The sequence below is a fragment of the Burkholderia sp. D-99 genome (genome assembly GCF_011605345.1).
Lineage (GTDB): Bacteria > Pseudomonadota > Gammaproteobacteria > Burkholderiales > Burkholderiaceae > Burkholderia.
On the sequence record NZ_JAAOXM010000002.1, the window covers coordinates 353658 to 372684 of the forward strand.

Here is a 19027-nt window from a genome sequence, read left to right on the forward strand (position 1 = left end):
GAAACGCCCAGGGAGGCACGATGAACGCCAGCCGCCGCGATCGGCACGCGCCGCCGCACGAACTGGGCCGGTTGCTGCGCTACTGGCGCGACATGCGCGGCGTGAGCCAGCTCGACCTGTCGCTCGACGCGGGCATCTCGCAGCGCCAGATCAGCTTCATCGAAAGCGGGCGCAGCGTGCCGGGCCGCGACACGCTGCTGACGCTCGCGCAGACGCTGGACGTGCCGCTGCGCGAGCGCAACGCGCTGCTGCTCGCGGCCGGCTATGCGCCTGTGTATTCGGAAGCGCCGTGGGATGCGCAGGAGATGCACGGCGTGATCCGCGCGCTGGAACGGGTCGTGCGCCAGCACGATCCGTTTCCAGCGATCGTGATGGATCGCCACTGGAACGTGCTGATGACCAATGACGCGGCGCCGCGCTTTTTCGGCTGCTTCATCGACATGGCCGCGCGCGACGGCCCGCGCAACCTGCTGCGCCTGATGTTCGATCCGCACGGCATGCGGCCGTTTCTGGCCGACTGGGATACGGTGTCGCGCAGCCTGCTACAGCGCGTGCATCGCGAATCGGTCGGCCGCGTGATCGACGACGATACCCGGCAGCTCCTCGACGACCTGCTCGCCAGCCCCGATGCGCCGCGCGACTGGACATCGCCGGCGGCACCTGCCGCCGCGCCGTCGCTGCCGGTCATCCCGATCGGCTTCGTGCATGAAGGCGTCGTGCTGCGCTACTTCTCGCTGGTCACGACGGTGGGCACGCCGCAAAGCGCCGCTGCGCAGGAGCTGCGCATGGAGTGCATGTTCCCCGCCGACGACGCGACCGAAGCGCGCCACCGGCAGTTGCTCGACGCACACGCACCGGTGCGCTGAGCGGCGGGCCGATGCGCGATCGCGCCGCCCGCCTCACCGGGACCGCTTATTCCGCCAGCGCGGGCACCACGCCGACACGCTTCGGCACGCCGGTCACGATCGTCGCCACCGCGACGGCCAGCACGACGGCCGCGGCAACGAACACGCCAGCCGCACCGTTCGCGTCGAACACGACGCCACCGGCCGCCGCACCCGTCGCGATGGCAAGCTGGATCGCCGCGACGATCAGCCCACCCGCGCTTTCGGCTTCATCGGGCACGGTGCGCGTGACCCACGTCGACCACGCAACGGGCACGCCGCCGAACGCCATCCCCCACAACGCGACGAGCACCGCGTCGATCATCGGCGCGCGGCCGAGCGCGACGAGCGCGACGCCGAGCACGACCATCAGCGCGGGCATCCCGATCAGCATCGGCCGCAGCCGGTGTTCGAGCACGCGGCCGGCGAGCGACGTGCCGACGAAGTTCGCGATGCCGTAGCCGAGCAGGATCGCCGACAGCCCGTTCACGCCGACGCCCGCGACCTGCTCGAGGAACGGCCGCAGGTATGTGAAGAACGCGAAGTGCCCGGTGAACACGAGGATCGTCGCGAACATCCCGAGGCCGACGGTCGGCCGGCGCAGCACATCGATCAGCGTGCGCAGCCGGGTCGTGCCGCTCGGCGGCATCGACGGCAGCGTGATGACCTGCGACACGAACGAAATGCCGCCGAGCACGGCCGCGATCAGGAACACGTTGCGCCAGCCGATCAGGTGGCCGAAGTAGCTGCCCATCGGCGCGGACGCGATCGTCGCGACCGCCACGCCGCTGAAGATGATCGACAGCGCGCGCGGCACCATCGCCGTCGGCACGAGCCGCATCGCGGTGGCGGTCGCCATCGTCCAGAAGCCGCCGAGCGCGATGCCGAGCACGACGCGCCCGATCAGGAGCATTGCCAGGTTGGGCGCGAACGCGACCGCCAGGTTCGATGCGACGAGCAGCACCGAGAACACGAGCAACACGCGCCGCCGGTCGATCGTGCGCGTCAGCGCCGAGATCAGCAGGCTTGTGACGAGCGCGACCGTCGCGGTGGCCGTGACGGCCTGCCCGGCCACGCCTTCGGTCACGCCAAGGCTGTCGGCCATCGGCGTCAGCAGGCTCGCGGGCAGGAATTCGGCCGTGACGAGCCCGAAGACGCCGAGCGTCATCGCGAATACCGCGCCCCAGGCCGGTTCGCGGGGGGCCGCCGTCGAGGCGGCCGTGGAGATTCCGGGATTCATGCGTGGTTCCGTGTCGGTTAGGGAAAATACTGATGAGGGCGTATCGTAAGGAATCACATCAGGACGGTCTATGACATACAATCCGCTCTTGTTGATCGAACGTCCGAATCTCGATATGTCCGAGCCCCTGCTTCCGCCCATCCCCGACGTGCACGACCTCGTCAGCGAGCTGCTGCTGGGGATGCGCCTGAGCGGCGTCCAGTACCGCCGCATCCAGGTCGCGCGGCCGTTCGGGCTGAATTTCGGCCATGTGACAGGCCGCGCGCAGTTCCATTTCGTCGGGCGCGGGCCGGTGCTGCTGCGCGACGCGTCGGGCGACACGATGCGGCTCGAGGCCGGCGATGCAATCCTGCTGCCGCACGGCGGCATGCACGCGCTGGTGTCGGACCCCGAGGCACAGTGCCGCGAGATCAACGGCTTCGAAGTCGCGAAGATCTGCGATACGGTTGCGTCGGTGGCATCGGCCGGCGTGTCGCCCGCCAGTTGCGCGACGACCGAGCCGGGCGCCGGCGATGCGCTGATCTTCAGCGCATGCATGGAGCTCGATCTCGGCGGCATGCAGCCGCTGGTCGGCACGATGCCCGAGCTCATGCACGTCGGCACGCTGCTCGCGCGCTACCCGGAAATCCGCCCGATGCTCGACGCGATGGAGCGCGAAGCGTGCTCGGCGCGCGCGGGCTTCGCGGGCATCCTCGCGCGGCTCGCGGATGTGGTCGCGGCGTTCATCGTGCGCGGCTGGGTCGAATGCGGATGCGGCGATGCGACGGGCTGGGTGCAGGCGCTGCGCGAGCCGAAGCTCGGCCGCGCGATCGTCGCGCTGCACCGCGACCCGGGCCGCAACTGGAGCGTGGCGGAACTCGCCACCGAAGCGGGCGTGTCACGTTCGGTGTTCGCCGAACGCTTTCTCGCGGCCACCGGGATGACGCCCGTGCGCTACCTGACCGAGCTGCGGATGCGGCTCGCCGCGCAATGGATCACGCGCGACCACGAGACGATCGAGGCCGTCGCGTACCGGCTCGGCTACGGCTCGCTCGCTGCGTTCAGCCGCGCGTTCAAGCGCGTGGTGGGCAAGCCGCCGGGCGCCGTGCGCGCGGACGGCGAGGTGCGTGTCGAAGCGTAAGGCGTGACGTGTCACGCATCACGTCTTAAACGTGATGCCGCCCGCGGCCACCAACCGTCGCTCAAATCGCTGCCACGCGTGATTGCAGCGCTCAGCCGCTGCGCGCTTCCAGCCTGTCGACCAGCGCCGTCGCGCACTGCACGGCAAGCGCCGCGCACTGCTCCGGATCCACCACCGCGCCGCCCGCAACGGTGCCTTGCACGATCCGGCCCAGCAATTCCTTCGAGAGATCGGCGATCTCGTCATCCCGTTCCGTCATGATGCCCCTCCTGCGCGTCGACCGAACGTGTCGACGCGAACACTTCCCCTGCCCGATCGACGTTCAACGTCCTTTCGCCCGCACGACGATCTGGGCCTGCGTGTCGCGTTCGATGCGTTCGAGCGACGCGCGCAGCGCCGCGAATTCGTCCGGCGTACACACCTGGCGGCCGAAATCCGCCGTCATCCGCCGCGAGACCTGCACGACACGCGCGGCCGCGTCGAATACGTAATGCGACGTGAAGTCGACGAAGCGGTCGTGCACGGCCGTGTCGGCCGGCAGGTCGGTCACCGTGACGTCGGCCGGCAGTGCGATCTGGCCGGTCTCGTCGAACGTGCCGCCGATGCAGCCCCACGGCTGCGTGCGCACGGGTTCGGCCAGCCAGCTCTCGACCTGCGTCGCGATGCCGCCCGTCAGGCTCGACAGCGCGGGCAACGCGGTCGTGCCGTCGGGCCACACGAAATGATCGAGCGTGCCCGAGAGCGTCACGTCGAACGGCCCGTCGGTCACGCGCCGGTCGCTGGTCGACAGTTGCGCGCGGCCGCGCAAGCCGCTTTGCCGCAGACGGTCGTTCGCGAGTTGGGCGATGGCGTCGGGTGTCGCGCGGCGAAACAGGTTGCGTTCGAGTTCGGCCGTCCAGCCGTCATCCTCGATGTACGCATGAAAACGCGCGGCGCCCGGCCCGGCCGCATCGATCCCGACCCGCGCGATGCGGCCGCGCGGCTGCGTGGCCGGCGTACGCGACAGCACACCCGTGTCGACGAGCAGCGCGGGCCGGTCCATCACGATGGGCGGCAGATAACCGAACGCGATGCCGGCCGTCGTCGTATCCGCAAAGCTTGCGAGATCGGGCAGCCACGTGATTGCATGATTGATCGCACCGCCGCCGTAACCGGGCACCGACGGCAGCGTGTAGACGGACCCGAGACTGATCAGCACCGGTTCGCTGCGGATGCCGACCGCCGCGAGCAACGCGCCGAACAGCGCGACATGATCCTTGCAGTCGCCGTAGCGGTTGCGCAGGATGTCGGTGACGCGATGCGGCGCGGCGGCCGTTTCGCCGAGAAACAGCCCGACGTAGCGCACGTTCGCCTGCACCCAGTCGTACAGGATGCGCGCCTTGTCGCGTGGATCGGCGGCACCCGCCGTCAGCGTGCGTGCCAGTTGCGCGACGGCCGGATCGTCCGTGCCCGGATCGACGGCCGCGTTGCGGTAGCGCGCAGCGAACGCCGCATAGTCGGGCAGCGTCGACACGACGAGCCGGTCGCCGTAGGTCGCGTAGCCGACCGCGCCGTTCTCGATGCGCTCGTACGGGCCGTGCCGGTAGTCGAATTCGTAGCGCGTACGGCCGTTCGCGGTGACTGGCGGCAGCGCGACGTAGCCGCGCGCATCCGCATACAGCGGCATGTCGGCCGGCACGTCGAAGATCAGCCGCTGGCTGTCGACCGGCTCGCGCGACGGCTCCACGGTGTAGCCGAAGTAGCCGCGGTTGACCGGCTTCGTGCGGGTCTTGCGGAACGCCACGCGCGTGCTCGACCCGGCTTCGACGCCGGGAAACACGACGGTGCGCAACAGCCCGTCCTGGAACGTCGGCGCGCCGGCCGAGCGCGGCTCCTGCACGTCGCGAATGCCGTCCGCGCCGACGGGATGCGCGACACCGTCGCGGTCGATCGTTTCGGCCGCGAGCAGGTCCACCTTCTCGAGATTCTTGTCGAACCACACGTAGCGCTGCGCGATGGCATCGATGCCGTTCGCGTTGTTCGCGCGCAGCGTCGCATCGTCGTGCTCGTCGAGCGAACCGTCGTGCTGGATCACGAATTCGTGGACATCGCTGACGACCGTGACGGGCGCGTCGCCGCCCGTGTTGCCGCTGTCGCGCACATCGGCCATGGCCGCGCCGGCGCCGAGCGCGATGGCGCAGGCGAGCAGGCGGCCGGTCCATCGGGAAAGGAAAAGCACCACGTCGTCGCTCTCCGCGCGTTCGTTGCCGGGCGCCGGGGCCGCGCGCCGGCGCGGACGGTTCGATCCGCATGACGCGCACATGACGGCTCACACGCCGCGTGACCGTCGTGCGAACCAGTGTGGGTGACGTGCCGTCGAGCGTCAAGCCGCGCGGCGGCGGGCCTGCGCGCGATGCGGCGAGCCGGCCCGGTGTGCAGCGCCGGCGGCGCCAGTCCGACATGCCGCTCCTGCGCATCCTGTCCCGGGCGAGAACGCCTTTTGTATCACGTCGTGATCTATAATTCAGGCAGATCATCCGTGCGTGCGACGTCGGCGGAACGACCCTCTGCCGAACGCGACACGCCGACATGGGGAAGGAGACATCATGTTGATCAATAGCGACTTCGAAATGGGTTACCTCGTGATCGCGTTCGCACTGCTGGGCGTGATCCTGTTCGGTGCGCTGCTCACCGCGCTGCATCTCGAACGGTGGCATCCGAAGCTGGTCGGCGCCGCGCTCGGTGCGTTGCTCGGCATCGCGCTGATCGAAGCGATGCCGGTGCTGACGTGAATACGGCCCGGCGTGCATTCGTCCGATCACGCGTCACGCGGGGTCGGAACGACCGACATCTGCCGCGGAGGCCGTCATGGCTTCGCCGCTCTGCCTGACCTATCGCCAGTGCGGGATTCGCGCGGTCGCGCTCGTCGACCCGGTTGCCGGCGAAGGGCTCGAACTCGGCGCGCTGTACGAACCGCTCGCCGTCGTGGTCTGGCGCGATGCGGGCGGATGCCACGAAACGCACCTGCTCGACCCGAAACATCAGGTGTTCCGCAACGACGCGGACGCGCTCCGGATCTCGATCGCGCTGGCCAAGCGCTTCATCGACACGATGCTCGCCGGCCCATTCGTGCCCGCCGGCTGACGGCCGGCCTCGGCGCCTTTCGTCCCTCGTCATGCTGGAGGCGACATGGAAAACGGTATCGTCCAGGCGCTCTTGCTGCTCGCGCTTCTCGTGTTCGCGGTGCTGTTCTTCACGGCAGCACGCGGCCGCGACCGCACGCGCGACAAGCTGCTGCACCGGCCCGCGCGACGCTCGTCACGCTCGCATACGCATCGTCATCCGTGATCGCGCTGCGCAAGAAAAGTCACCGTGCCGTTGCCGCACACCTGTTCGTTCGCGCCGAAAAGTGCAGGCGAGCCGCTTCGCCCGTCCGTCAGCCGACGTTCATCGGCAGCAGCACCATCTGCTTGCCCTCGACGTGCAGGCGCGCCTGCAACTCGACAGGTGTCTGGTTGTGCAGCCAGGCCGTGAGGAAATTCACGCGCCGGAAGATCAGCTTGCTCGCGAAGCACACGGCGTTCGGGTACTCGTCGAGCGTCGACGATGCGAGGTTCATGAATTCGACGACAGGATTTGTGCCGAACGCGATCCGGTAGTCGGCCGCGATGCCGCTGCGACGACAGTGCGCGACATAGTAGTCCAGCGCTTCGGTGATCGAGTGACGCAACCGTTCGAGATGTTCGTGCCCGTCGTATGCCTTCGCATCGACCTCGCCGACCGCGAGGAAGATCACGTTGCGGAAGTGCCCGGGAAACAGCCGGTTGACCCACAGCAGCGCGTGCATGCTCGCGCCGCGATGCTTGCCGACCAGCAGCACCGCCGTCGGTTGCGACGGATCGGGCTTGCCCGGCGCGGTCGCCTCGTCGACTTCGGGCGGCTTGCCGGAGAACAGCGCATCTTCCTTCGCGAGCTGCGCACGCGTATACGCATAGTGGCGATTGATCATGAAGCACAGCGCGATCACCGCGCTCGTCACGAGCACCGTGAGCCAGCCGCCCGCCGTGAACTTCTCGATCAGCGTGATGACGAGCACGGTCGCCGTCACGCTCAGCCCGAGCGCCGACAGGAAGAAGTGCTTGAACCAGCCCTGCTGGCTGCGATGATGCCACCAGTACGTGCAAAGCCCGAGCAGCGACATGCTGAACGTGAGGAACACGTTGATGCTGTACAGCACGACGAGCACGTCGACGTTGCCGTGCGTCCACAAGAGGATCAGCAGGCTCGACAGCCCGACGACGATGATCCCGTTCTGCCGCACGAGGCGCGTCGACAGGTCGCGGAAATGGCGCGGCACCCACGAATCCGACGCCATGTTCGACAGCACGGCCGGGCCGTCGAGGAAGCCCGTCTGCGCGCCAACCAGCAGCAGCCCGGCCTCGAATGCGAGCACGGCCGCGAGCAACGCATGGCGCGCGAACGCCGAGCCGAGCCCGAGATGGTCGATCACGCTGCCGAATACGACCGCGTTGAGCGTCTCGCCGTCGACGGGCTTCGCATGCCACAGCATGTACAGCAGGATGATGCCGCCGGCCGTGAACGCGAGCGACGTCGACATGTACCACATCGTCACCTTGCCGTTCGGCACGCGCGGATCGGCGAGCATGTTCACGTTGTTCGACACGGCCTCGAGGCCCGTATAGGTGCCGCCGCCGAGCGAGAACGCACGCATCAGCAGCGCGAGCAGCACGAACAGGCCGAGCGACTGCGACATCCCGTGCGCTTCGTGCACGGCGTCGGGCACGACCATCGCGAGGCTGCTGCCGTGTACGGCGACGCCGTACACGATCAGCACGAAGTGCAGGACCACGAAGCCGATGAAGATCGGCAGCAGCACCATGATCGATTCGCGCATCCCGCGAAAATTGAGCCCCGTCATCATCAGGATCAGCACGATCTCGGTGGTGAGCTTGAAGGCTTGCGCGCTGACCGGCAGCAGGCTGAAGAACGCGTCGACGCCGCTCGCGAGCGACGTCGCGACGGTCAGCACGTAGTCGACCAGCAGCGCAGCGCCCGACACGAGCCCGGGCTTCGACCCGAGCAGCGACGTCGCGACGCGGTAGCCGCCGCCGCCCGTCGGGAACAGCTCGATCACCTGGTTGTAGCCGAGCGCGATGATGAACACGGTGGCCGCCGTCGCCAGCGCGAGAAACAGCGCGAGCGCGTGGTGCTGGCCGAGCGCGAGGAACGCTTCCTCCGGGCCGTAGCACGACGACGACAGGCCGTCGGCGCCGAGCCCGACCCAGGCCAGCAGCGGCGTCACGGCGATCGCATGCCGCGTGCGCGGATCGAGCGGGTCCAGCGGCTTTCCGACGAGCAATTGCCACACCTTCTGGAATGCGGTCACGATTCCTCCGGAACGCACGACGCCTCGGCGACACTCCTCTAAAAGTAAATGAGTTCCGGGACGACTTCCAGTCGGCGTATTCCATAGGGCGGCGTGCGCGCGCCGGATTGCTTTCAACCTGCCGACGCCTTGCAGACAATCGCACTACGAACACGCAAGCCGGACATGACGGTACGGCCGCGACACGCACGTGTTGCGCATGTCGTGCACAGCCGATCGACCTGCACCGGGACACGCATGCGTGCCGACGCGAGCCTTCATCCGATCGATGCTCGACGGGAATGCACACCTTCGTGCACGGCCCCGGCGACCCGTGCAGCGCGTCAGCCGACCTCGCCCAACGCGCGGGCGAGCAGGCGCGACACGCCGACGAAGGCCGGATGCGGCGCGGTGATCACGAAGGTCGGAATCTTCGCGAGATAGCCGGCAAAGCGGCCCTTCGCCTCGAAGCGGGCTCGAAATGGCGATGCATCGAACCATGCACCGAGGCGCGGCACGACGCCCCCGCCGATATGGATGCCGCCGGTCGCGCCGAGCGTCAGCGCCAGATTGCCCGCGAACGTGCCGAGCATGCCGCAGAAGCAATCCAGGGTCGCCGCGCAGCGTGCGTCGCCGGCAAGCGCACGATCGATGATGGCGGCCGTATCGACCGTATCGACCGTATCGACCGTATCGGCCCGCGATGCGTCGCAGCCGTCGCGTGCGGCGAGCGCCGCGTGAATGACCGCGATGCCGGGGCCCGCGGCCAGCCGCTCGAACGACACGTGCGGCCAGCGTGCCCGCGCGTACTGCAGCACGTCGGCTTCGCGTGCATCGGCGGGCGCAAACGATACATGCCCGCCCTCGCCGGACACCGGCACCCATGCGTCGCCCGCGCGCACGAGCGCCGAGACGCCCAGCCCAGTGCCGGCGCCGAGCACGCCGATCGTACCGGCGGGCACCGCGCGCCCGCCGCCGATCTGCCGGCGTTGTCCCGCGGACAGATGCGGCACGGCCATCGCCAGCGCCGCGAAATCGTTGAAGACGTGCAGCGTGTCGAACCCGAGCGCGCGGCGCGTTGCGTCGATCGAAAAGCGCCAGTCATGATTGGTCATGCTGACCATGTCGCCGTCCACCGGATTGGCGATCGCGATCGCCGCGTCCCGCACCCGGGCGCCGCCCGTGTCGCGCAGGAACGCGCGCACCGCGTCGTCCAGGCCGGCATGGGCGCTGCATCGATAGACACGCACGTCGCCGATCCCGCCGAGCGCGGTCTCCAGCGCGAAGCGCGCATGCGTGCCGCCGATGTCGGCCAGCAAGCGGGGTTCTCCGGTGCGCACACCGAGCGGCGCGACCGGATCACCGTTGAGGATTGCTACGCTCATCCCATCTCCCGAATTGTCATCGTGTGTCGATCGCAACGGTCATGGCACCTCCACGCCGCGCGCCGCGTGCAGCAGTTCGAACCAGTGCTCGCGCTCGAGCGTCACCCGCGTCGCCGCCACGGCCTCGCGCAGCGCCGCGATCCGGCTCGACCCGACGATCGGCAGCGGTCGGCACGGCAGCGCGAGCAACCACGCGAACAGCACCGTCGTCGCGGGCACGCCGAGCGCGTCGCCGATCCGCGTCGCGCGCTCGCGCACCCGCGTCGCAGCAGGCGACGCCTCCGTCAACAGGCGCCCGCCCGCGAGCGGCGACCATAGCATCGGCGGACAGCGCCAGCGCTGCGCCTGGTCGAACGTGCCGTCGTCGAGCGGCGCGAGATGCAGCAGCGAGCATTCGACCTGATTCGTCACAAGCGACATGCCGTGCGCCGCCATCCGGTCCTGCAACAACGCAGCCTGTGCCGGCGTAAAGTTCGATACCCCGAACGCCCTCACCTTTCCGTCACGCCGAAGCGCGGCGAAGGTCGCGGCAACCTCGTCGGCATCCATCAGCGGATCGGGACGATGCAGCAGCAGCAGATCGAGCCGGTCGGTGCGCAGCGCGCGCAGCGACTGCTCGACCGACGCGACGACATGCGCGGCACGCGTGTCGTAATGCTTGATCCCGTGCGCAGGCCGGCGTGCGGACACGAGCCGGATCCCGCACTTCGTGACGATCTGCATCCGCTCGCGCAAGTGCGGCGCATCGGCCAGCACGTCGCCGAACAGGCCCTCGGCCGTGTAGTCGCCGTAGATGTCCGCATGGTCGAAGCTCGTCACGCCGAGTTCCAGCGCCGCCTCGATCAGCGCACGTCGCTCGCGGACCGACAACGCCCAGTCGCCGATTCGCCACATCCCGAACACGATGCGCGAGAACGGCGCGGCATCGGCACCCATCGATATCGTCGTACAGCGTTCCGTCATCGCGCTCACCACCACCATTCGACCTGCGCACCGACCGTCGAACCCGTGCGCGACGTGCCGAAGATGCCCGTTGTCGACAGCGGATCGCCGGGTGCCGCTGCATCCTGAGCGGCCTGGTTCCAGCGCGCATACGTGTAGAACACGCGGAATTCCGGCCGCGACCAGAACGAGCGGTCCATCGCAAGCGTGAGCGCGACGCTCGCCTTCAGCAGCGTGCGCGTCGGGCCGCCGGACGGCGTCACGCGATCGTGCCCGAGGTCGCCCTGCAGCTTGATGTGCTGCGTGAACGCGTACACCGGCCGTACGCCCATCGATATCCAGGTTTGCGACCCGCCCGACGGCGCGATGTCACGCTGGTAGATGCCGACCACCTGTCCGCTGAAGTCGCGCGTCGCCTGCCAGTCGAACGCGTCGAGCACGCGGAAACTCTTGTAGCGGTTGTCGTTGGTCAGCGTTCCCGTGTAGCCGAGGCCCGTGCCCGGACCGACGCCGTACTGGAACGCGAGCTTGTTCTTGCCGCCGAGCAGGTTGGTCTGCACGTGCTGAACCGTGAACGACCAGCCGCTGTGCGCGTCCTGCAGCACGCCGCTCGTGTTCAACACCGGCGCGCGGGCCGGGATATACGACAGCCCGAACTGCAGTTCGCCACCGGGGTTCGGGTGCACGCCCGACAACTGCAGATCGTGGCGCGTCGCGTAGTTGGGCTGGTCGATGTAGTCCTCGCGGAACAGCGCATAGCTGAGCTTCAGGCCGCCGCCGATCGGCACATTCTCGATGCCTGCGCCGAGGCCGCTCGGGTTCCAGTAGTAGAAGTCGTTCATGTGGACGTCGTTGCGCCGGTAGTAGATGCGCCCGAACCAGACCCGCATGTCGTCGAGCCCCGGAAAGTTCGTGAGCTGCACGTACGACTGCGGCAGGCGCACGCGGCCGTGATCGCCATTGAAGGTCGGCGCGCGATCGAGATCGTTGACGAGGCTCGCCATCCCCACCGCCGACAGCCGCATGCCGTTCGAGAACTTGTACAGCGTCTGGTCGATCTCCAGCTCGCTGTAGACCTGGCACTCGTTGCCGAGCCGGTATTTGCTCTGTGCGCCCGGCAACTGGAAGCAGGCCTGCGAATGACCATCGCTGGTGCCGATGCCGGCCCGCATATAGCCATGGAACTGCGTCCACGGCGTCAGCTGGTTCCAGGCCGACGACGGCGTCGGCGTCGCCACGTTGGCGGGGCTCGTGTCGGCCGGCACGACGCCGGTGGCCTGCGAGAGGCCGCCCGGCGCGCTGTCGGCGGCGACCGTCATTGCCGGGTCCGGCGCCGCATGCAGCGCGGCCGATGCGACGGCCAGCGAGAACGCGGCGGCGAGCCGCGTGAGCCTGAACGGGGTGCGTGCGGGGCCGCGCGCGGCGCAGCCTGCTTCGTCGATCATGAACGTGTCTCCAAACGTTGTTTGTGCGCCGCGTGCGATGCGCGGCGTCATCGAATAGGTGTGTGTGCTGCGTCGTCCGTCATGCTGCTGTCGGGCCGGCGTGGTGGACGATCCGCGCGCCGGCCCGGAACGAAGTCAGCGCTCGACTTCAGCCCGCGACGTCGAGATCGAGCACCGGTGACGCGTCGGCGTCCGCCCGCGTCGGCGCGTGGATGCGGATCGGCTCGCCCGCGGCCGCGCTTGCATAGATCGCGTCGAGAATCTCCATCACGATCAGCCCTTCCTCACCGGGCGCCGGATGCGGGACGTCGCACAGAATCGCTTCCGCGTAGTCGTACATCGCGGAATGCGCGCCTTCCGCGGGCGGATTCAGGCGCATGTCGAACTGCGCGCCGTTCTGCTCGATAAACACGTGCGCGTCGAACGTGTAACCCTCGTTCAGGTTCTTCTGCAGCAGCCCGGCGCGCGTGCCGAGCAGGCGGGTTTCCATCAGCTCCGCCTCCTGGATGTTGGTCGCCCACGACGCCTCGAGCGCGAGCGTCGCGCCGTTGTCGAAGCGGATCATCGCGGCCGCAAGATCCTCGACGTCGAACGTCTTGCCCGCACGCGCCGCCAGTTCGCGTGCGATCGGATCGTAGGTGCTGCCCATCACCCACACGGGTTTCGGATAGCCCATCAGCCACAGCGCGAGGTCGAGCCGATGCACGCCGAGATCGATCAGCGGCCCGCCGCCTGCCAGCGCCTTCGTGCCGAACCAGCCACCGAAGCCGGGCATCCCGCGCCGGCGATGCCAGACCGTCCGCCCGAAATAGAAATCACCGAACAGGCCGCTCTCGACCTGCGCCTTCAGCGCGCGCGACTGCGCGCTGAAGCGGTACGAGAAATTGATCATCAGCCGCTTGCCGGCGCGCTGCGCGGCGATCAGCATTTCACGCCCCTCGTCCGCGTTCAGCGCCATCGGCTTCTCGCACAGCACGTGGCAGCCGGCGTCGAACGCGGCAAGCGTCAGCTCGCGATGGAACTTGTTCGGCGTGCAGACGCTGACGACGTCGAGCTTCTCCGCTGCGAACATCGCGTCGGCCGACGCGTAGCGGGCATCGATGCCGAACGCGTCGCCCACCTTCGCGAGCCGCTTCGCATCGGGGTCGGCAATCGCGACCACGTCGACGTCCGGATGCTCGCGCCAGCCTTCGATATGCTTGCTGCCGATCCCGAGCCCGATCACGCCCACGCGCAGGCGCCGGCCACGTGCGATCACCGCCGCTTCCGGCAGCTCGACCTTGTAATCGTCGTTCATGCGAGGTCTCCTGCGCTTTGCCGGATGCCGACGTGCGCGAACTGCCCGCTCTTCTCGCTGAGCTTTTCGAGCGGCGGCGATTCCGGGCAGCGGTCGGTAAGGTTCACGCGCGGCGCGGCCCACTGCACCGCGTTCGCGATCACGCGCTGCACGTTGCGGTCGTGATAGGTCGGGTAGGCTTCGTGCCCGGGCCGGAAATAGAAGATCCGGCCATGACCGCGCTCCCAGCAGCAGCCCGAACGGAACACCTCGCCGCCCTCGAACCACGAGATGAACACGGTGCTGTCCGGCTGCGGGATGTCGAAACGCTCGCCGTACATTTCCTCGTGCGGCAGCTCGAAATACTCGCCGAGCCCGGCCGCGATCGGATGCGACGGTTCGACGACCCACAGCCGTTCCTTCTCGGCTGCCTCGCGCCACTTCAGCGAGCAGTTCGTACCGAGCAGGCGGCGGAAGATCTTCGAGAAGTGCCCGGAATGCAGCACGATCAGGCCCATCCCTTCGAGCACGCGGCGCTGCACGCGCTCGACGATCTCGTCGGAGACCTTCGCGTGCGCCTTGTGCCCCCACCAGATCAGCACGTCGCACGCGGCGAGCCGCGCTTCGCTGAGGCCGTGCTCGGGCTGGTCGAGCGTCGCTGTCCCGATCTCGAGCGGCAACGCACCGTGGCCGAGCGCCGGGGTCTCGGCGAGCGCGGCGGCGATCACCTGGTGCAGGCCGTCCGGATAGATCGCGCGCACGCCCGCGTTTTCCCGTTCGTGCTCGAACTCGTTCCATACGATCACTGAAAGCTTCTTGTTTAGCATGACTATCCTTTATCGATGATTTGGCGCCCATTCGACAGCGGCCATGCGCCGTGGCCGCCTGAAACCTGTGGCTGGATTCGCCGGGTACCGCGCGCCGCTCAGGCGATCGCGAGCGCCGGTGCGGCAGGCTCGCGCGGCGTGCGACCCGCCGCGCGTCCGTCCGGATGAAACAGATGCAATGCGCCCGCCGGCAGATCGACGCGCAGGCGCTCGCCGACCCGCGCGCCGGCCGCATCGGTCTTCGCGACGATCGGCTGGTCGCACAGCGGCGTGTCGAGATACAGATAGGTGTGTTCGCCCATCTGCTCGACGTGTGCGACCTGGCCCGTCACGGCGCCGGTGCCGACCCGCACGTGTTCGGGGCGGATGCCGAGGGTCACGCCGGCGCCCGTCTCGAGCCCGTCGCCGGACACGTGGGCGCCGAGCGGATGGTCGCGGACCAGCACGCGAACCTCGCCGCTGCCGGCTGCCGCGACGCTGGCCGGCAGGAAGTTCATCGCGGGCGAGCCGATGAAACCGGCGACGAACTGGCTCGCCGGACGGTGATACAGATCGAGCGGCGTGCCGATCTGCGCGACGCTGGCGAGCCCGCTGCGCCCTTCGAGCGGCCGCAGCAGCACGATCTTGTCGGCGAGCGTCATCGCCTCGACCTGGTCGTGCGTCACGTAGATCATGCTGGTGCTGTCGAGGCTGCGGTGCAGCTTCGCGATCTCGACGCGCGTCTTCACGCGCAGCGCCGCATCGAGGTTCGACAGCGGCTCATCGAACAGGAATACTTTCGGCTTGCGGACGATCGCCCGGCCGATCGCGACGCGCTGCCGCTGGCCGCCGGACAATGCGCCGGGCTTGCGTTCGAGCAGCTCGCCAAGCCGCAGCGATTCGGAAGCGAGCCGCACCCGCCGGTCGATCTCGTCCTTCGGCAAGCGCAGATGACGCAGGCCGAACGCCATGTTTTCGTAGACGGACATGTGCGGATAGAGCGCATAGCTCTGGAACACCATCGCGATGTCGCGCTGCGCGGGCGCGAACGTGTTGACGCAGCGGCCGTCGATCCACACGTCGCCGGCGCTCTGTTCCTCGAGGCCGGCGACGATCCGCAGCAACGTCGACTTGCCGCAGCCCGACGGGCCGATGAACACGCAGAACTCGCCCTGCTCGACCGTGAGATTCACGTCGCTGAGGATGGGGGTCGTGCCGAACTGCTTGCGAAGACCGCTCAACTTGATCTGACTCATGTTTTCCTCTTGATCCTGTTCGGGCTGCTACGCGTCAACCCTTGACCGCACCGGCAGTCAGGCCGGAGACGATTTGCCGCTGAAACACCAGCACCAGCAGCACGAGCGGCACGGTGACGATGACCGACGCGGCCATGATGGTTCCCCACGGCAACTCGTAACTGCTCGCACCCGAAATCATCGTGATCGCGACGGGTACCGTGCGCTGGCTCGACGAGATCATGAAAGTCAGCGCGAACAGGAACTCGTTCCAGGCCGACACGAACGCGAGCAGCGACGTCGCGGCCAGCGCCGGCCGCAGCAGCGGCATGAAGATCTTGAAGATCAGCGTGAACACGCCGACGCCGTCGACGAGCGCCGCCTCCTCCAGCTCGCGCGGCAACTCGCGCATGAACGTGACGAGAATCCAGATCGTGAACGGCAGCGTGAAGATCAGGTCGGACAGCACCAGCGCGCCGAGGTGGTCGTACAGGCCGAGCGAGCGGACCAGCTCGAACAGGCCCGACAGGATCGCGACCTGCGGAAACATCGACACGCCGAGAATGCACATCATCAGCACCCCGCGCCCGCGGAACGACACGCGGCCGAGCGCATACGCGGCGAGCACCGACACGGCGAGCGACAGCGCGACCGCGCCGCCCGCGACGAGCGCCGAATTCAGCAGGTACGCACCGAACGGCTGGTCGCGAAACAGCTGGCGGTAGTTGTCGAGCGACGGGCTCGCCGGGAACAGCGACGTATCGAACAGCGCGTCGCCATGCTTGATCGACGTGCCGATCATGTAGACGAACGGGAACAGCGCGATCACCAGCACGAGCGCCGACAGCAGCCCGTGAATCGCGATGTCGAGCGGATGCTTCTTCATTTCACGCCTCCTGCATCCGGCGGCGGCTGACCGCCATGTAGCCGATGGTGAACAGCACGATCGTGACGAACAGCAACATCGCCGACGCCGACCCGAACCCGACCTGCTGGAAATCGATCAGCTGTTCGCGCACGTAGATCGACATGCTTTTCGTGATCCGGCTGTTCGACGTCATCACGTAGATCAGGTCGAACACGCGCAACGCGTCGAGCGACCGGAAGATCATCGCGACCAGCACGCCGGGCAGGATCAGCGGCAGTGTCACCGAGCGGAACACGCGCCAGCGCGGCACGCCGTCGACACGCGCGGCCTCGTAGCAATCGCGCGGCACGGTCTGCAGCGCGGCGAGCATCAGCAGCGCCATGAACGGCGTGGTCTTCCACACGTCGACGAGCACGATGGTCGGAAAGACGAGGCGCGCATCGGCGGTAAAAGCGAGCGGCTCATGGATCGCGCCGATCGACATCAGCATCGCGTTGACGATCCCGAACTGGTCGTTGAGCATCCAGCTCCAGATCTTCGCCGACACGACGGTGGGGATCGCCCACGGCACGAGCACGGCCGCGCGCAGCAGCGTGCGCAGCCGCGACGGCACGTCCAGCAGCAGCGCGACGCCGAGGCCCGTGGCCGTCTCGAGCACCACCGACACGACGGCGAACAGCACGGTATTGCCGACGGCCTGCCACCAGGCCGGGTCGCGCAGCACGCCCGCTGCGCCGAGATAGTTGTCGAGGCCGACGAAGTGTCGCTGCGACAGGTCGGACAGTTGCGCGTCGGTCAGGCTGAACCACGCCGTGCGCAGCAGCGGCCAGCCGGCGATGGCCGCCAGCGTGAGCAGCGCGGGCGCCACCAGCAGCCACGCCTGGCGCCGGCGCGCGCGGGCAAGCCCGGCTCGGGCTCGCGCGGGTGCCTGCACGAATGCAGGACTGCTACTTATCTCGATGCTTCCGGTTCTCATTCGATGTCTCCTGTCAGGCCGGCACCCTGCGGCGGCCGGCCCGATCGATCAATCGCGCGCCGCGGCGCTCAGTGCCAGTTGCCGCCCGGCGCGAGCCGGTTGAGCGTGGCGGCGAGCCGCGCGAGCGCACCCGCTGCGGTGTCGCTGCCGGCGAGCACATCGTGCACGGCATTCCAGAACTGGTTGCTGACCTGGTTGTACTTCGCACCTGTCACGGTCGACGGCCGCGCGACCGCCGTGCTGAAGGTCGGCAGCAGATCGGCCATGAACGGGTTGGCCTGCAGGATGTCCTTGTCCCGGTAGAGCGCCGGCATCGTCGGGTTGTACGACCCCTGGATCGCACGCATCTTCTGCACTTCCGCGCTCGCCATGTACATCACGAGATCGGCGGCCAGTTTCGGGTTCGGCGAGTAGCGCGACACGGCGAGCTGCCATCCGCCCAGCGCGGCGGCCGGGCGGCCGTCGGCGCCGCCCTTCGGCAGCGGCGCGATGCCGACCTTGCCCTTGATCGGGCTGCCCGTGCGATTCGCGATCGCCCATGCGTACGGCCAGTTGCGCATGAACACGGCGTTGCCGGCCTGGAACACGCCGCGGGCCTCCTCTTCGCCGTAGTTCAGCACGGCCTTCGGGCTGATCGTGCCGACCCATTTCGCCGACTGCTCGAGCGCCTTGATCGCGCCCGGGTTGTCGATCGTCACGCGGCCCTTGTCGTCGACCACCGTGCCGCCGTTGTAGCTGCTGACCCATTCGAGCGCAGCGCAGGTCAGCCCTTCGTACGCGCGCCCTTGCCACACGTAGCCCCAGACCTTCTCGTTGCCGGCGGCACGCTCGCCCGACTGGATCTTGCGCGCGGTGGCATCGAGTTCCTCCCACGTGGCGGGCACTTTCACGCGGTACTTGTCGAGCAGGTCCTTGCGGTAGTAGAGCAGCCCCGTATCGATGAACCACGGCATCGCGACCAGCTTGCCGTTCACCGTGTCGTTCGCGACGATGCTCGGGAACGACTGGCTTTCCAGCCCTTTGCTGTACGGCTTCAGGTCGATCAGGTGGCTCGCGAGGATGCCCGGCCAGACCGTATCGATCTGCATCACGTCGATCTTGTCCGAGCCGCCGCCGAGCAACTGCTGATAGAGCGCCAGCGTTTCGCTCGAGTTATTGGGCATGCTGATGAACTCGACCTCGTTGCCGGTCTTCTCGGCCCACCGCTTCGCCGAGACCTGGCAAATGTCCTGGTCGACGCCGGCTGCGCCGCATGCGATCCGCAGCGTCGTCGCGCCGGCGCTGGTGGCCGTGGCGGCCGTCATCGCGAGCGCCATCGCCAGCCAACCTGCCTTGAGCTTCATCATTCGGTGTCTCCAGTTTTTTTCGAATCGTTCGAATCGTGCGCCGCGGTGTCGCGAGCGCGTCGCCGGGTGCCGTGGGTCTATGAGACTCCAGTCCGGTTAATCGAAAATTTCGGAAACGCGCCACGCCATTAACAATCGA

At 68.1% G+C, this 19027-nt stretch carries 17 protein-coding genes and 1 pseudogene; 5 read left to right on the top strand and 13 right to left on the bottom strand.

Annotated elements, in window-relative coordinates:
* The first annotated feature begins 20 nt into the window (after positions 1-20).
* Positions 21-866, top strand: a complete 846-nt coding sequence (locus HAV18_RS08695) for a helix-turn-helix transcriptional regulator (protein WP_166954736.1) — start codon at positions 21-23, stop codon at positions 864-866.
* A 46-nt stretch (positions 867-912) separates the two neighbouring features.
* Here HAV18_RS08695 and HAV18_RS08700 read toward each other — a convergent pair whose 3' ends face one another.
* Positions 913-2124: an MFS transporter gene (locus tag HAV18_RS08700; RefSeq protein WP_166954738.1), complete on the bottom strand. Its 1212-nt coding sequence runs from the start codon at positions 2122-2124 to the stop codon at positions 913-915.
* Between the two features lie 70 nt (positions 2125-2194).
* Between HAV18_RS08700 and HAV18_RS08705 the strand changes: the two genes are divergently transcribed.
* The gene (locus HAV18_RS08705; protein WP_166954740.1) at positions 2195-3244 is read left to right on the top strand and encodes an AraC family transcriptional regulator; all 1050 of its coding nucleotides are present in this window, start codon (positions 2195-2197) and stop codon (positions 3242-3244) included.
* 91 nt (positions 3245-3335) lie between these two features.
* Here HAV18_RS08705 and HAV18_RS08710 read toward each other — a convergent pair whose 3' ends face one another.
* Both HAV18_RS08710 and HAV18_RS08715 read right to left on the bottom strand, forming a co-directional pair.
* Complete coding sequence (locus tag HAV18_RS08710; RefSeq protein ID WP_166954742.1) at positions 3336-3503, bottom strand: hypothetical protein; 168 nt, start codon at positions 3501-3503, stop codon at positions 3336-3338.
* Between the two features lie 63 nt (positions 3504-3566).
* Positions 3567-5465 (bottom strand): DUF3857 and transglutaminase domain-containing protein, encoded by a 1899-nt coding sequence (locus HAV18_RS08715; RefSeq protein ID WP_166954744.1) that lies wholly within the window; start codon positions 5463-5465, stop codon positions 3567-3569.
* Positions 5466-5829: 364 nt separating this feature from the next.
* On the opposite strand from HAV18_RS08715, the gene HAV18_RS08720 reads away from it, so the two are divergent.
* The 3 genes from HAV18_RS08720 (at position 5830) to HAV18_RS08730 (ending at position 6571) form a co-directional block, all read left to right on the top strand.
* Complete coding sequence (locus tag HAV18_RS08720) at positions 5830-6015, top strand: hypothetical protein (protein WP_166954746.1); 186 nt, start codon at positions 5830-5832, stop codon at positions 6013-6015.
* Between the two features lie 76 nt (positions 6016-6091).
* Complete coding sequence (locus HAV18_RS08725; RefSeq protein ID WP_166954748.1) at positions 6092-6367, top strand: hypothetical protein; 276 nt, start codon at positions 6092-6094, stop codon at positions 6365-6367.
* A 45-nt stretch (positions 6368-6412) separates the two neighbouring features.
* Positions 6413-6571 carry a hypothetical protein gene (locus HAV18_RS08730; protein WP_166954750.1) on the top strand — a complete coding sequence of 53 codons (159 nt, stop codon included), beginning with the start codon at positions 6413-6415 and terminating at the stop codon, positions 6569-6571.
* Between the two features lie 88 nt (positions 6572-6659).
* Here HAV18_RS08730 and HAV18_RS08735 read toward each other — a convergent pair whose 3' ends face one another.
* The 10 genes and pseudogenes from HAV18_RS08735 to HAV18_RS08780 all read right to left on the bottom strand — a co-directional run bounded on the left by HAV18_RS08735 (position 6660) and on the right by HAV18_RS08780 (position 18888).
* Positions 6660-8630: an APC family permease gene (locus HAV18_RS08735; protein ID WP_166954752.1), complete on the bottom strand. Its 1971-nt coding sequence runs from the start codon at positions 8628-8630 to the stop codon at positions 6660-6662.
* A 338-nt stretch (positions 8631-8968) separates the two neighbouring features.
* Positions 8969-9994 (bottom strand): annotated as a pseudogene (locus HAV18_RS08740) (glucokinase); the annotation flags it as partial.
* Positions 9995-10033: 39 nt separating this feature from the next.
* Positions 10034-10975: an aldo/keto reductase gene (locus tag HAV18_RS08745; RefSeq protein WP_166954756.1), complete on the bottom strand. Its 942-nt coding sequence runs from the start codon at positions 10973-10975 to the stop codon at positions 10034-10036.
* Positions 10963-12381 (bottom strand): carbohydrate porin, encoded by a 1419-nt coding sequence (locus HAV18_RS08750; RefSeq protein WP_208101879.1) that lies wholly within the window; start codon positions 12379-12381, stop codon positions 10963-10965. The genes HAV18_RS08745 and HAV18_RS08750 overlap by 13 nt, the downstream gene beginning before the upstream one ends.
* A gap of 148 nt (positions 12382-12529) precedes the next feature.
* Positions 12530-13678: a Gfo/Idh/MocA family protein gene (locus HAV18_RS08755; RefSeq protein ID WP_166954758.1), complete on the bottom strand. Its 1149-nt coding sequence runs from the start codon at positions 13676-13678 to the stop codon at positions 12530-12532.
* A complete protein-coding gene (locus HAV18_RS08760) occupies positions 13675-14484 on the bottom strand; it encodes a ThuA domain-containing protein (protein ID WP_166954760.1) in 810 nt (269 codons plus the stop codon). Before HAV18_RS08760 ends, HAV18_RS08755 begins: the two co-directional genes overlap by 4 nt.
* Positions 14485-14582: 98 nt before the next feature.
* The gene (locus tag HAV18_RS08765) at positions 14583-15719 is read right to left on the bottom strand and encodes an ABC transporter ATP-binding protein (protein WP_166954762.1); all 1137 of its coding nucleotides are present in this window, start codon (positions 15717-15719) and stop codon (positions 14583-14585) included.
* Positions 15720-15753: 34 nt separating this feature from the next.
* Positions 15754-16584 (bottom strand): carbohydrate ABC transporter permease, encoded by an 831-nt coding sequence (locus tag HAV18_RS08770; protein ID WP_166954764.1) that lies wholly within the window; start codon positions 16582-16584, stop codon positions 15754-15756.
* 1 nt (position 16585) lies between these two features.
* Complete coding sequence (locus HAV18_RS08775; RefSeq protein WP_166954766.1) at positions 16586-17542, bottom strand: carbohydrate ABC transporter permease; 957 nt, start codon at positions 17540-17542, stop codon at positions 16586-16588.
* A 68-nt stretch (positions 17543-17610) separates the two neighbouring features.
* Positions 17611-18888, bottom strand: coding sequence for an ABC transporter substrate-binding protein (locus tag HAV18_RS08780; protein ID WP_208101881.1), 1278 nt, complete (start codon positions 18886-18888; stop codon positions 17611-17613).
* Positions 18889-19027: the final 139 nt, after the last annotated feature.

Coding starts and splice junctions, on each gene's coding strand:
- HAV18_RS08695 (WP_166954736.1), top strand. CDS start 21: ATGAACGCCAGCCGCCGCGATCGGCACGCGCCGCCGCACGAACTGGGC.
- HAV18_RS08700 (WP_166954738.1), bottom strand. CDS start 2,124: ATGAATCCCGGAATCTCCACGGCCGCCTCGACGGCGGCCCCCCGCGAA.
- HAV18_RS08705 (WP_166954740.1), top strand. CDS start 2,195: ATGACATACAATCCGCTCTTGTTGATCGAACGTCCGAATCTCGATATG.
- HAV18_RS08710 (WP_166954742.1), bottom strand. CDS start 3,503: ATGACGGAACGGGATGACGAGATCGCCGATCTCTCGAAGGAATTGCTG.
- HAV18_RS08720 (WP_166954746.1), top strand. CDS start 5,830: ATGTTGATCAATAGCGACTTCGAAATGGGTTACCTCGTGATCGCGTTC.
- HAV18_RS08725 (WP_166954748.1), top strand. CDS start 6,092: ATGGCTTCGCCGCTCTGCCTGACCTATCGCCAGTGCGGGATTCGCGCG.
- HAV18_RS08730 (WP_166954750.1), top strand. CDS start 6,413: ATGGAAAACGGTATCGTCCAGGCGCTCTTGCTGCTCGCGCTTCTCGTG.
- HAV18_RS08745 (WP_166954756.1), bottom strand. CDS start 10,975: ATGGTGGTGGTGAGCGCGATGACGGAACGCTGTACGACGATATCGATG.
- HAV18_RS08750 (WP_208101879.1), bottom strand. CDS start 12,381: ATGATCGACGAAGCAGGCTGCGCCGCGCGCGGCCCCGCACGCACCCCG.
- HAV18_RS08755 (WP_166954758.1), bottom strand. CDS start 13,678: ATGAACGACGATTACAAGGTCGAGCTGCCGGAAGCGGCGGTGATCGCA.
- HAV18_RS08760 (WP_166954760.1), bottom strand. CDS start 14,484: ATGCTAAACAAGAAGCTTTCAGTGATCGTATGGAACGAGTTCGAGCAC.
- HAV18_RS08765 (WP_166954762.1), bottom strand. CDS start 15,719: ATGAGTCAGATCAAGTTGAGCGGTCTTCGCAAGCAGTTCGGCACGACC.
- HAV18_RS08770 (WP_166954764.1), bottom strand. CDS start 16,584: ATGAAGAAGCATCCGCTCGACATCGCGATTCACGGGCTGCTGTCGGCG.
- HAV18_RS08775 (WP_166954766.1), bottom strand. CDS start 17,542: ATGAGAACCGGAAGCATCGAGATAAGTAGCAGTCCTGCATTCGTGCAG.
- HAV18_RS08780 (WP_208101881.1), bottom strand. CDS start 18,888: ATGATGAAGCTCAAGGCAGGTTGGCTGGCGATGGCGCTCGCGATGACG.